Origin of the sequence: Agromyces albus, from assembly GCF_004134825.1 — a bacterium.
Taxonomy (GTDB): Bacteria; Actinomycetota; Actinomycetes; order Actinomycetales; family Microbacteriaceae; genus Agromyces; species Agromyces albus.
Window position 1 is genome coordinate 41347 of record NZ_SDPN01000006.1, and the last position, 12654, is coordinate 54000.

A 12654-nucleotide genomic window follows, 5' to 3' on the forward strand; every position below is an offset into this window, starting at 1 on the left:
TAGTCAGAATTACTTGAGGATCGGCATCGGAATCACTTGAGGATCGGCTCCGGCTGCCGCTCACGGGATTTTGCCTCGAGCTTCACCCTCAAGCGTTGCGCGGGGAGTTCGATCGCATAGTACATGGCGATGCCGAGGGCGATCCCGAGCCCGAGAATGACGCCGAAGCTCACATAGCTCGGCAGCGTTAGGAGGACGCCGCGCATCGCTGAGGCCGCAACAAGATGAACGAGATAGATCGAATAACTGGCCAGCCCGACGAGCGCGATGGGGCGCCACAAGCTCATTGCATAGAACGCGCGCCGAATCGGCCCGGACCCGGGTAGAAGTCCGTAGACGATGACGACAGCCGCAGCAATGCTCTGCAATGTGAATCGGAATGTCTCGCGGAACCATTCGTCACGCAGCAGCAAGCTTGCTACATACAAGAGAATCGCGGCGATCAACAGGAGATCGCTCGCCAACATCTTGGAGTACCACGTCGGGCGTTCTCCGCGCTTCACCCACATGAAGTATCCGACTGCAAGGAGCATGCCCCAGGCGATGCCGTCGAGGCGAGTGTCGGAGCCATAGTAGATCCGCGATTCCTGCCCCTCCATCGAGGCGAGGAAGATGCGCAGCGAGGTTGATGCGAGGATCGCGAATACCGCGATCGCCACGGTCGCCTGCGCCCAGTACCGGCGGCGTACCAGGAGGAGCCAGACGATCGCGAAGATGATATAGAACTGCTCCTCGATGGAGAGGCTCCACACGACACCGCTCCCGGGGAGGACGTCGGGGACCCCATCGATCTTCAGCCAGTTGAAGACGAAGAACACCTGTGCGAGGGACGCGTTCCAATTCAGGGCTCCCCCGGCCGCCGCGAAGAGGATCGTAGGTATGACGATGGCAACGAGGAACGGTGGCGCGATCTTGAACGCCCGACGCCGATAGAACCCCACCACCGAGAAGCCTCCGGTCTTGTCCCGCTCGCGGAGCAAGAGGAAGGTGATGATGAACCCGGAGATCGTGAAGAAGATCGTGACGCCGCTCCCGCCCGGAACGACCGCCCCAGCACCGGCATGCGCAACAACGACGACGAGCACGGCGTAAGCGCGCATCGCATCGATGTGTGCGAATCGGTGGGCACCGTTCACGGGCACGGTTGTGGTAGATGACATGACGTCCCCCTCGTCTTGTCGCGTGCTCGAGAGCCTAAGGCATCGACGATGCCATTGAAGACATTGCATTGAAACGGTCTTGTGAACACTCTGCCGCAGCCGGGAAGGCATCGCGTAGCCTCAGAGCATGGGCCCAGAATTCGTGTGGAAACTTTCAAACAGGGCGTACGCCCGCCGCCTCCGCGTTATCGCATGGGCGTTAAAGTTCTTCAATTACGTGGCGTTCCGGGCCGTTCTGCCCTACGAAGTCAAGACGGGCCCGGGCCTACAGCTCTGGCACCGCGGGCTCGGTACTGTCGTTCACCCCAACGTCGAGATCGGATCGGGAGTTCGAATCGCGCACGGCGTGACCATCTCGGGCACGCCCAGCGCGCTCAGCGTTATCGAAGACAACGTCATCATCGCCGCGGGAGCGATCGTCATACCGAGACGCGCATTGCCCTATCGCATCGGTGCAGGAGCGGTAATCGGCGCGGGAGCCGTTGTCGTCGGTGACGTACCCGCCGGTGCGATCGTTCGTGGTGAGCCCGCAAGAATCCATCTGCCAGAGGCGGCCGCCGGGCACGCTGGTTCCTAAGCCGCGACGGCCTCGGCCCGAACCGGGTCGCGCTACATGCGCACTCGCGGGGCCGACGCACGGCGCGCACGTTCGCATTTCGAACTCGGTTCGGTCATGGGATCAGTCGCGTGCCAGTCGGCGCAACACGCCCACGAAGTCGCGTCCGCGCGGTAAGAGCTTGCCCACGGGCAACTTGAGGGCAGCCATGAGGATCGTCAGCAATACCAAGTACGAGAGCGTCGATGCGAGCGCTGCCCCGATAGCGCCGAGGAGTGGGCCGAGGACGATGAGGCCCCCGATGCCGACTCCAAGTGAGATGACCTGGGCGATCGTCATCCGAATGCCTTTCGAGTCCGCCGCAAGAGCCATCGAGATGACGTAACCGGCGATCATGGCGGCGCTGCCCACGAGAGAGACCACGGTCACCGGGACCGCACTCACGAAGTCAGGGCCGAAGACGAACGGAATTATCACGACGGACAACGCGACCGCGGGGACGTATGAGAGGATTCCGGCCGCGATTCCCGCGCGCGCGGCCTCACTCTGCGCACCCTTGCGGTTGTCGCCGTCCGCTTGGGCGATCGTTGGAAAATGGCTCGCCCCGAGCGCTTGGCCGATCGCCAGGGGCACCGAAGCGATGGTCGCGGCCACGGAATAGATCCCTGCTTGGAAGGCACCGAGGAGCGGAAGCGCGATCACCTGATCGAGCTTGTTCGACGCTGCTTCCGCGATCGCGCTGCCGACGTAGTGGAAGCCAGCCCGGAGTGTCGCGCCGATCGGGGCGAGTGTGCCCCGCCAAGGTACGCGTACCAGAGCAGCGCCGAGCACGAACGTCGTGAGCGAGCCGATGACATTAGCCGCGAGCACCGAGGCGACAGATGCAGCACCGAACAACCACGCGATCACCACGAGGACGAGGTATACGAGCGGCTGCAGTACCTGCATGGCGAACACCGCACGATATCGCCGGTGCGCCACAAGGAGTCCGACATCGAGCGCCCAGCTTGCTGAAAGCGGAGCGAGGAAGATCCCAGCGGCCGCGACTACCCGAGCTTCGGGTTCGAAACCCGAGAACACCGTGTAGGCGGCTCCGACGGCAAGCGGGGCCGCGATGATGATCGTCAGTGCGACAATGCGGCGCGCTGTACGCAGGGCCACGTGCCCGTCGCTCGTGGCCGCCTGCCTGCGAACCTCCAGCGGGAGCCCGATCGCGAGGAGAACCGGGACGATGACATACAGCGCGATCGCGGCAGCAGTCTCACCTCGCCCTGCCGGACCGATCGCACGCGCGACGATCGGTGCCGTCGCGAGAGCGATGAAGGCCGACCCGGTCCTTCCGAGAACGATGAGCGATGGCGACTGGATGGCGAAGAGCTGCCGGACGCGTTGCCACCACTTCAACGACCTGCCTGCTCTTCCCGAATGTCCTCGAGTGCCTTCCGCGCCGCGTCAGGCTGCAGGCTCCACGGCGCTCGAGCTCTCAGCGCAATCCGCTCCTCCTCGGTTAGCCGCTCGCCGATGACCCGAGCGGGGTTGCCTGCGACGATCGTGAATGCAGGAACCGGGCGGGTCACGACCGACCCTGCTCCGATGACCGAGCCGTCGCCGATCTGATCGCACCCAGGAAGAATCGTCACGTTCGCGCCGATCCAGACGTCATTGCCGATCACGCAGGATTTCCTCGGAACGTCATCCGCGGCATCCACGAAACCAAGGCGGGGGTTATACCAGAACGGGTGGAGGCTCAGCGATTCGATCGGGTGCGCTGCACCGAACCTTCGCACGTTCGGACCTATCGACACGTACGCGCCGATTGTGGTGTTTCGATCCGCCATACCCGGTTCGAGCAGTGATCCATACGAATACGGACCGACCTCGACACCGTATTGCGCGAGGAGTACGCGACGCAAGGTCCGCGAGTAGAGTTGGCCGCCCTCACGGCGCATGACCATGCGGAGCAAGCGCTCGCGGGCTGGAAGCTTGTCGAAGTACTTGGTGAGCACTGTCCCCAGCCACGTTTCACGCATTCGCATGCGAACCTCCAGTGCGGTGCGCGACTGCGCCTAGGTGCAGCTCGATGTCGCCGGACGCCTGACTCCCCGTCGCGAGGCCCGCACAGGCGCCCGCGAGCAGACCGACAAGGAATCCCGTTGGCACACCGAGCGGCATCGGAGCGACGAACGCGGCGGCGAGCAGGCCAAGGAGACCGGCGGCGGCACCGATTCCGGCACCTGTACGCAGCCGCATCGAAGCGATTGCCGGCGCCACGGTGGCGACGAGGAACAGTACCAAGCCGACTGCGCCCGCCTTGACCCAGGCCCACAGATAGAAGTTATGCGCGAATCGGCTCAGGGCCTCCGCTTCTGCTTCAGAAGCGAAGCGGCCCGTGAACAAGGGCTTGTATGGATGGCCGAATCCGTGGCCGAAAACTGGTTGCTGCGCGATCGACGACAACAGGAACGGATTCTCCTGGCCGAGTCGGTACTGGGCAGACGTATCGTTCGAGATCGCATTCAAGGAGATGCCTTCGATGACGCGCCCCGTGAAGGAATTTACCTGCTGCAAGGCCCATGCACTCACGGGCAGGCTCGACGTCGCCGAAAGGAGCACCCAGGCAGCCGCTCCGACCACGACTGCGATCGCGGCGTAAGAGACGGCGCGCATCCACGTCGATGCCGAGCCACCCGCAATGAGCCCGACCAACGCGGCCACGGCGACGGAGATGATCGCGTTCCTCGAGAAGCTCAGAGCGGCGATGAAGATCGCGGGAATCATCCACGGGAGGGTTCTCTTGAACGGCACCCGGCCAGCAATGACCACAGATGCGGCGATGCATACCACCGCGACGGACAGATACGTTGAAGGTGACAGGATCCGAGTCGCGGCATCGGCGGAGAGCGAGAGTGAAGCGTATTCTTCTCGACCGGCAATCGGGATTCCCGCGACAGAGCCCAGGAGGGTGAACGCAGCTGAGATCCAAAGCAAAGGAAGGAGCAAGCGGACTATGCCCGCGACCATTGACGTCCGCATGATCCGACTCGCGATGCTGTAAGCCAGTGCAAGATACACGAGCATGCGAACGTCCGCGATGATGAAGGCGATGTCGGATCCGTTCGTCAGGCCGACGATCGACCAGATAACGACGAAGCCGAAGAGCGCGACTTCGAGTGCTCTCACCTTCGAGGTTGCGGGGAACGCAGAGACGACGTAGACCGCTGCCGCTATGAGCAGGGGTTCGTAGAGCCGGAAGGAGTACGGCCCGATGGCATAGGTCATGGGGATTGCCGAGGGCAACGTCACGAATGCCGAAGCCACGGCTGCGTAGACCAGCACGCGTGGCATCCGAAGGACCACCGGAACGACGAGGAGGAGCGCCACGACGGCAAGCCCGAGCACTGGCGAGTACACCGCGACGGCCACCAGCGCGACGACAAGTAGAGCGGCGCCAACGAACAGCGCTGGGCGCGCGAGGTAGTCGAACGGCTGGCGTTTGAGCAACTGTTGTGGGATCACTGCCGGACCCCCACGGTTCGCGCGAAAGTGCCGGCAGCTGCCCGCACATTATCGAAGAGGTTCGTCGCAAGGCGATGCAGGATTCCGTAGCCTCGATATCGAGGAATCCGCACTCCCCCGATCATTCGGCCGACAAGACGTCCTCCGATCGTCCGCCTGCGGAGCTTCTGAAGCGGCTGGACGCTGGCGACGTCATCGAGATCTATCGACGAGAGCATAATGACACCATCCTCGGATGCCGCCCGCAGGATCTCGGCGCCACGCTGGGTTCGCGCGATCACGACGGAGTTGCCGAACGCCTCCGTGAACATCGGGAAGCCATTCTCGTCAGCGTCCCAGTAGTCGCCTACCGCGATGTCGGCGTGTTCACCAGTACCATCCGGGCAGATCTTGCAACGAAGTTGAACCTCCCGCCCGAGACGCTTGCCCCACGACATCTGATACGACATCTCACCCACGACACCGTCGGATGTGCTGAACTTGAACGAGCCCGGCCAGCCGTCCCCTCGATAGCGTAGGTTCGATACCCGATCTGCATGCCCGCCGAGCTCCTCAACCAGTCGATCTGTCGCCTTCTGACTCGGCGTGCCTGCACAGAAGAAGCTCAGCAAGAGGGGCGGTTCAGATCCGCTGCCACCCTGCGTGGCGAGGTTGTGCATCGCCGAGACTTCGCAGGGCTTCCCGACGAACGGGTCCGGTTCATCGTCGCGGCGAGCATTGGAGACCGGTGCATATCGCGAACCGGCTGATGCGATCGCCTCCTCGCGAGTCGTGATCCGCACCGACACGGTGGTGGTCGGGCGCTCAGCTCCCATGCCACTTGCGCGAACCGCCGGAGCGCGGCCCGACGAGACCAGCCAATCGCTGAGGGCGGTGAGGACACCACCGCTCGAACCGGCTCGGCGGATCTCCTCATCGACGGCCCAGCCTTGCCATGCTTCGACATATCGCCCAAGGATCGGGTGCTGCTGCTGCTCGGGCAAGCGCCGGGCCGTCAGCCTCATGCCCGGGCACACCTTCGCGAACAGTGACGCTTCAGCGGCATCGTCATCGCGGTCTGTCGGAGTGTCGCGGACCGAAGGGCGGAGGAATCCGTCGTCGCTGAGCTCCATCTCCAAACGATCGCTGATCAGCGGACAGACACCACAACCGGCGCAATTCTCGGCTCGCACGACCCTTTGGACGGCCCGTTCCAGCTTCGTCGTCATGTCATCACGCCGCTGCAATGGGCGCATCAACTGCGGCGCGTCGGGCGCTGCTCCCGTCCGCCCTCTGCACTGTGAACCACGACGCGAACACGTCCACGCACGCGGCCATTGAATCGCGCGCCGACGCCGCAACGTCGAGGGCCTCCGCGGCGAGAACCGCGCTCTGGACAGGATCGAGGATCATCTCGATTGTGCTCGTTGCGACATCGTCCTTCTCGCGCAGGTCGAAGACATGAGTCCAGCGGACCGCCGAGAGCAGCGGCGCGAACTTCCGCGAGTACGCCCACGGGATGGCCGGCACACCTTGCGAGAGCGCGTTGAGGCACGCGTGCATACGTGCTCCGACGAGGACCCTTCCAGAGGCGATGTATGCCCGCGCCTCATCCAGATCGGTGGGAATGAGGAGTTCGATGCCGGGGCGGTCGAGCGATCGACTCACCGCATCGATCGCGTCGATATCGTCGTTGCCGCTCGGACTGTTGACGACGTGTGCCAGAAGGCTCACTCTCCTGCCCGCGTCGAGAAGGCCTTCGATCAACTGGCGCACCTGCGCCTGATAGTAAGTGGAATCGACGTGGTCGTCGCCGAACCACAACAGCCCTGAGACGTTCACGATCACGTCCCTTGTGCCCATCGGCTCTTCGCGCGTCGGCAGCATGAAGACGACATCAGTGCCGACCGCATCGACAGAACGCTTGAGGACGGTTCGGGCGTACTCAGCGCTCGCCATGTCGCGACTCGTCACGAGTTCCGCCTGTCTCAGGGAGCGCCGCGCGATTGCTCGGCCGATGACCGTGTTGAACGGGCCGATCGTCTGCGGTCCGAGCGCAAGGGGAATGCGGAGCCGCCTCGCCATCCAGTGTGCGTAAGCGATGAACGAGAGCCGCTTCAGACCGTAGATGTCGGCGAAGCTGTCGCCCGCACCCGAGTCGAGGATGAGATCGTATTGGCGCAGTTTGGTCTTGATCGGCCCGTTCCGACGCCCGATGTCACGAAGGATCGATCGGGTACCGAACGAGACGCGCGAATCGCCAGGACCAAAGTCTTGGAAGTCGACCTCGACACCTTGGGCTGCTTCACGGACGAGCTCGGCGTTTCCCTGAGCAAGTACGCGCAGTCCGAGGTTGGCGGCGCTGTTGTCCGCCCAGAGCACGAGCACTCGATTCGGCGACGGAGGGCCGTCCGATGAAGAGCGGGAGTCAGTGACTCTTGGTGTACTCATCTGGCGCTGGAGTTCCTGTTCGGTCAACGCACCCGGGTCGGCGAATCGGCTATTTGCCCATCGACGCATCGCTGACCTGTGAGCCTCGCCGTCGGTAGCCCGCCGCAACACGGTCTTCACCGTGTCTACCATTAACGTGTCAAGGGCGAAGAGAGCGGCACCGAGCCTGCCGAAACGCCGAAGCGCAACACGCAGCGCCCCGTCCGTTTTGGCGGTCTCGACAAGGCGTGAAACGGACGTTCCGCTGAGTCCTCCGATATGCGTGATCTCCACATCGGCGGCGAACGTGATCGGCAGACGGCGGGCGCGCACCCGATCTGTGAGATCGCGGTCCTCTGCGTAGAGGAAGAACGCCGTATCGAACGGTGCGTCCAGATCGAGGGCGACGCCCCGCTCCAGACCGATGAACGCCCCCGGAATCTTTGCGAACGAGGGAAGGGTCCCGCCTCGGTACTTCGAGAGCTCCCGTCGGCACCTCAGCTCGGCGATCTTCCGACCGATCGAGTATGTCCAATTCTCGTACGGCAGGTAGTCGAACGACCCGTCTTCAGCCAACAGCCTCGGCACGACGACGCCGCAACCGGGGCGCAGATAGTTGAAGAATCGGGCAAGGGCCGCCTCGTCAGCAAGGCAGTCAGGGTTGACCACAACGACGAAGTCGGCGTCGCTCGCAGCCACTCCGAGCTTTACTCCCGCCGCGAACCCGATATTCCCATGCCCCTGGATCACGAGCCGCTGACCGGTTGCCGTGTACGCATCGTCGTCGTTCGCGACAACGATGACCCGTGAGGCATGATTGTTCCGATTGGCGGAACTCACCAGCGATTCCGCCAGTTGTTCAATGTCGCTCAGCGAATTCCTGAATGCGACGATGATGAAGTCGATCGAGGCCTTGGACGTCACGCGCTCACTCCATAAGTCTCTCGCAGCCAATTCCGCGGTGATCTCGACGCCAACTTCAGCTTCTGCCGTTGTTCTGCGGCATGAGCGGAGCGAAGCTCGGCGGGGTACGGTCCGGAGCCGGCCCTGACATAGCCGGCGAGCATCGCAAACGAACCGACGACGTAGGGCTTCCGGAAGAGATACCTGCCGGCATGGAGCATGAAATACGGCGTCCAATACCCTGTCCACCTGCAGACCAGCCCATTACGACGCCTCCCGTGCACAAGGCCTTGGCTTGCACCGATCGCGCGTCGCACAGTAAACGGCATGTCCTTCCGAACCATCACTCGCAGTCCGGCCGCCTTGATGGCAAGCTCATCCATGACGTCGAACCCGACGACGCGGGGCACAAAGCTCAACGCGTCGAATCCGGCCTTCGAGTACAACTTCACTGGACCAGGTACGTGCAGCATTTGCTCGCGGTCGCCCTTACCCGTCAAGATCCCACCGGCCAGGCCGACGACCGGATCCGACTCGAGTGCCCCAAGAGCCTCCATCAGATACGTCGCTGGCAGATTGACGTCTGCATCCAGCTTCATGATCGCGTCGAACTGCTCACCAAGCGAAATGGCATGATCGACGCCGTACTGCCATGCAGTGAACGCGGACCCCCCGATGAGACCACCGCCATTGGCTCGTTCGATCACGAGCGTGTCGAACGGAAGCTGTGCCTCGCGGACGAGCTCTGCACCGCGATCCGTGCTCCCGTCGTCGACGACGACCCAGAGGTCTGGCCGACGTGTCGAAGCTGCGAGCTGCTGGGCCAGTTGCCCGATATTGCCGACCTCGTTGTGTATCGGTGTGACGATTACCAGTCTCATGCTCCGCCTCGTTTGTTCTGAAGGGCCAGCGGCACGAGCGCCATCGCATCCCCGAGATACCTTGGCCCAAGTCGAGTTGGCTCTTGCAGCGCGCGAAACGCCCATTCGAGCCCGACTGTCCGGACCGGCACGGGTGCCCGATGAACGTCGCCGGTGCTGAAGTTGATCGACATGCCGAGGCAGAGGATCATCCCTTCGCCGCCGAAACGGGACATGTCACGCGCGAGGATCTCCTGACGAGGCGCCCCCACTCCGATGACGACAATTCCACCGTCGGCGGCTGCGGTGACGCGCGCCATGAGTGCCGTGCGTCGCCCCTCGTCGACGAGTTCTTCGCGTGGTGCTGGCTCCACAATCGTGCGCCAGCCGTTCGCACCGGTGACGCTCACCAATCGCCTCATTCCGTCACCAGGTACTCCTCCGATGATCGCGAGTGGCCGGCCTCGTCCCTCCGACGCGAGCAACCGATCGAAGAGATCCGACCCTGCGACTCTCTGGACCCGCTCACGCGCCACCCGAGACGCGAGCCAGGCAACGGGCCAACCATCGGGAAGGCTGAGCGTCGCCTCTTCATAGAGCTCCGCCATTGATGGATCTCGACGCACAAGATCGAGATGGTGGAGGTTGGGCGTGACGACGTAGCCCCATCCTGATTGGGGCCTATCGAGAATCGCTTGCAGTGTTTCCTCCATCGTGAGCAGATCGATCGGGACCCTTGATACCCCCGCGCCGATCCACGTCCGCTTGATTGTTGATTCGATGGTCTTCGACATGGTTCCCCCCTGGACGTCGATTCACCCGAGATTTCGTGTACTGCCTGCCCCGCCTAGTACGCCCCCTCGCTTCCTAGGACGGCTTTCGCCGTGCGCCACAGAATGACGACATCACCCGTGATCGACCAGTTCTCGACGTAGTAGAGATCGAGTCGCACCGTGTCTTCCCACGAGAGGTTCGACCTGCCGCTCACCTGCCAGAGGCCGGTGATGCCGGGCTTCACGAGGAAGCGTCGGTGCACGTGCGTCGCATAGTGCTCGATCTCTCGGAAGAGGGGCGGCCGCGGGCCGACGAGCGACATCTGGCCGCCGAACACGTTGAACAGCTGCGGGAGCTCATCGAGACTGTAGCGACGGAGGATGCGTCCGATCGGCGTCACCCGCGGGTCGTCCTTCATCTTGAACATGACGGTGTTGCCGGCGTCGCGTTGTGTGGTCGCGAGGGCGTCGAGGAGCGCCTCGGCATCGACGACCATCGAGCGGAACTTGAGCATGTGGAACTCCGAGCCGTTGAGGCCGACGCGCTTCTGCTTGAACAGCACGGGCCCGGGCGACGCGAGCTTCACGGCGATGGCGATGAAGATGAGCAGCGGTGAGAGCACCAGGATGAGCCCGCCCGACGCGACGACGTCGAAGGCCCGCTTCGCGAATGACTTGCGGCCGCCGAGCTTCGGCGTCTCGACGTGGATCAACGGCAGGCCCGCCACCGGGCGAGTGTGGATTCGCGGGCCGCCGATGTCGATGAGACTCGGCGCGACCACGAGATGCTCGTCGCCGGGTACGAGGCCCCAGCTGAGCTCGCGAACCCGCTCGTGGTCGAGCTCGTCGGCGCTCGTCACGATGATCGTGTCGGCCCCGAGCTCGCGCATCACCTCGAGTGACCGCTCCAGGCCGCGCGAGGTCGGCACGTCGAGCCCCGGCAGAGTGCCGCCGATCACCTCGGTGGGAACGCACGCACCGACGACCTTGTAGCCGGCCTCGGGCGCTCGAGCGAGCTCGCGGGCGATCGTCACCGCTGACTCGGACGAGCCGACGAGGAGCACGCGCGAGGAGTACTCACCGTTGCGCCGTTTGACGACGAGCCATTGGCGCCACATCCACCGCGAGAAGATCAACGTCGCGAGCCCGAGCGGGAACGCGATGAGGAAGTACCCGCGCGCGAGGTCGAGCTTGAAGAGGAACGCGACGATCGCCACGATGCCGAACAAGCGGATCGTGGCGTCGGCAATCGCGCGATACTCCTGCGTACCGACCCCGAGCACACGCACCGAACGAGTGTCGAAGAGCTCGAGGGTGAGTATCCATGCCGCGATGATCGCTATCGAGACCGACGTGTAGCTGATCGTGATCCGATCGCTCGGCCCGCTGACGCCGTAGACCGAGCTGTCGAGTCCGAGCCACACGATCTGCGTGCCGAACACGACCCAGATCAGCACCGCAATGTCGGTGAGCGTCACCCGATTCGCATAGTGCGTCGACCACTTCGAGCTCACGTGCCGTTCGGGCACCTGACGATCTGAAGGTGCGGTGAGTGTCACCATGTGGTCCCCCCGTCTGAAGAACGAGCGACGGCGTCGCCCGACCAGAGCCACACCGTGCCGTCGGCGGCGGTGGCGAGCACCGTCGATCCGTCGGGGGCCACAGTGGGCACGCAGGTGCCGGGCACGCCCGGCTCGAGGGCAGCGGAGAGCGTCACGACGCGTGCGCCCTCGCAGCCCTCGCCTCCGGTCACGGCAAGCACGTAGCCGTTGGCTGCCGGAGCGACGGATGCCGCGCCCGGCACGGGCGCCGAGTTCGACCACGTGGCACCGGCATCCGTCGTCGCCGATACCGTCGCTCCGTCGCAGAGCACGGCCGCCTCGGTCGGCGTGCGCGCAGCGACCTGCACGGGCGTTGTGCACGGAGTGGACGAAGCGCCGCCCGGAGCGATGACCTGACCGGCGTCGAGATGCCACACGGTGCCGATTTCTGCGGTGACCTGCCAGTCGGCGCCCTGCACGAAACTGCGAAGCAGAACGGGTGCACAGCTCACGGGATCGGCGGCAACCACGTTGACGACGTCGGTGGCGGCAGCGATCGCTTGCACGGTGCGAGCCTCATCGGCGGCCACCGGCGTCCAGGTCACGCCGGCGTCGGTCGTGACCTCGAGAGCGGCCGGTGTCTCGGGGCAACCGCCGGTCAACGATCGGTACGCGGTGTTGACGTCGAACGCGGCGAGCACCGCGGCGAGCGGCGCAACCGACACATCGGGCTCGATCGCTGGCGCGCTCGGCGTCGGCGTCGGCGTCGCGGTGATGCTCGCGGTGGGCAACGCCGGCAACACCTCTCGTCGAACCTCACTGGCACCGGCAGATCTGGTCGACGACATCGCGAACACCACGAGCGCGATGTCGATGAGCACGAACGCCACGACTGCCGCGATCACGAACCAGCCCGTGCGCTCCTCGCGCACGCCG

11 protein-coding genes are annotated in these 12654 nt (G+C 64.1%); 1 reads left to right on the forward strand and 10 read right to left on the reverse strand.

The window, feature by feature from the left end:
- Positions 1 to 32: 32 nt before the first annotated feature.
- Positions 33 to 1271, reverse strand: coding sequence for an acyltransferase family protein (locus ESP51_RS04880; protein ID WP_129519774.1), 1239 nt, complete (start codon positions 1269 to 1271; stop codon positions 33 to 35).
- A 16-nt stretch (positions 1272 to 1287) separates the two neighbouring features.
- Between ESP51_RS04880 and ESP51_RS21160 the strand changes: the two genes are divergently transcribed.
- Positions 1288 to 1737 (forward strand): serine acetyltransferase, encoded by a 450-nt coding sequence (locus ESP51_RS21160; protein ID WP_129519775.1) that lies wholly within the window; start codon positions 1288 to 1290, stop codon positions 1735 to 1737.
- A gap of 102 nt (positions 1738 to 1839) precedes the next feature.
- Here ESP51_RS21160 and ESP51_RS04890 read toward each other — a convergent pair whose 3' ends face one another.
- Genes ESP51_RS04890 through ESP51_RS04935 form a run of 9 tightly spaced genes read right to left on the reverse strand, consistent with a single transcriptional unit; the run spans position 1840 to position 12650 of the window.
- Positions 1840 to 3120 carry an oligosaccharide flippase family protein gene (locus ESP51_RS04890; protein WP_129519776.1) on the reverse strand — a complete coding sequence of 427 codons (1281 nt, stop codon included), beginning with the start codon at positions 3118 to 3120 and terminating at the stop codon, positions 1840 to 1842.
- Entirely contained in the window at positions 3117 to 3722 is a 606-nt protein-coding gene (locus ESP51_RS04895; protein ID WP_241842980.1) for a CatB-related O-acetyltransferase, read from the reverse strand. The genes ESP51_RS04890 and ESP51_RS04895 overlap by 4 nt, the downstream gene beginning before the upstream one ends.
- 16 nt (positions 3723 to 3738) lie before the next feature.
- On the reverse strand, positions 3739 to 5232 hold the full coding sequence (locus ESP51_RS04900; RefSeq protein WP_164990406.1) for an O-antigen ligase family protein: 1494 nt from the start codon (positions 5230 to 5232) through the stop codon (positions 3739 to 3741).
- Positions 5229 to 6440: a Coenzyme F420 hydrogenase/dehydrogenase, beta subunit C-terminal domain gene (locus ESP51_RS04910; RefSeq protein ID WP_129519780.1), complete on the reverse strand. Its 1212-nt coding sequence runs from the start codon at positions 6438 to 6440 to the stop codon at positions 5229 to 5231. Before ESP51_RS04910 ends, ESP51_RS04900 begins: the two co-directional genes overlap by 4 nt.
- Before the next feature lie 4 nt (positions 6441 to 6444).
- Positions 6445 to 8565: a polysaccharide pyruvyl transferase family protein gene (locus ESP51_RS20975; protein ID WP_129519781.1), complete on the reverse strand. Its 2121-nt coding sequence runs from the start codon at positions 8563 to 8565 to the stop codon at positions 6445 to 6447.
- A complete protein-coding gene (locus ESP51_RS04920; protein WP_164990407.1) occupies positions 8562 to 9425 on the reverse strand; it encodes a glycosyltransferase family 2 protein in 864 nt (287 codons plus the stop codon). Before ESP51_RS04920 ends, ESP51_RS20975 begins: the two co-directional genes overlap by 4 nt.
- Positions 9422 to 10198, reverse strand: a complete 777-nt coding sequence (locus tag ESP51_RS04925; RefSeq protein ID WP_129519783.1) for a WecB/TagA/CpsF family glycosyltransferase — start codon at positions 10196 to 10198, stop codon at positions 9422 to 9424. Before ESP51_RS04925 ends, ESP51_RS04920 begins: the two co-directional genes overlap by 4 nt.
- Before the next feature lie 53 nt (positions 10199 to 10251).
- Positions 10252 to 11739, reverse strand: a complete 1488-nt coding sequence (locus ESP51_RS04930; RefSeq protein ID WP_129519784.1) for a sugar transferase — start codon at positions 11737 to 11739, stop codon at positions 10252 to 10254.
- Entirely contained in the window at positions 11733 to 12650 is a 918-nt protein-coding gene (locus ESP51_RS04935; protein ID WP_129519785.1) for a WD40/YVTN/BNR-like repeat-containing protein, read from the reverse strand. The genes ESP51_RS04930 and ESP51_RS04935 overlap by 7 nt, the downstream gene beginning before the upstream one ends.
- Positions 12651 to 12654: the final 4 nt, after the last annotated feature.

Coding starts and splice junctions, on each gene's coding strand:
- ESP51_RS04880 (WP_129519774.1), bottom strand. CDS start 1,271: ATGCCTTCCCGGCTGCGGCAGAGTGTTCACAAGACCGTTTCAATGCAA.
- ESP51_RS21160 (WP_129519775.1), top strand. CDS start 1,288: ATGGGCCCAGAATTCGTGTGGAAACTTTCAAACAGGGCGTACGCCCGC.
- ESP51_RS04925 (WP_129519783.1), bottom strand. CDS start 10,198: ATGTCGAAGACCATCGAATCAACAATCAAGCGGACGTGGATCGGCGCG.
- ESP51_RS04910 (WP_129519780.1), bottom strand. CDS start 6,440: ATGACGACGAAGCTGGAACGGGCCGTCCAAAGGGTCGTGCGAGCCGAG.
- ESP51_RS04920 (WP_164990407.1), bottom strand. CDS start 9,425: ATGAGACTGGTAATCGTCACACCGATACACAACGAGGTCGGCAATATC.
- ESP51_RS04930 (WP_129519784.1), bottom strand. CDS start 11,739: ATGGTGACACTCACCGCACCTTCAGATCGTCAGGTGCCCGAACGGCAC.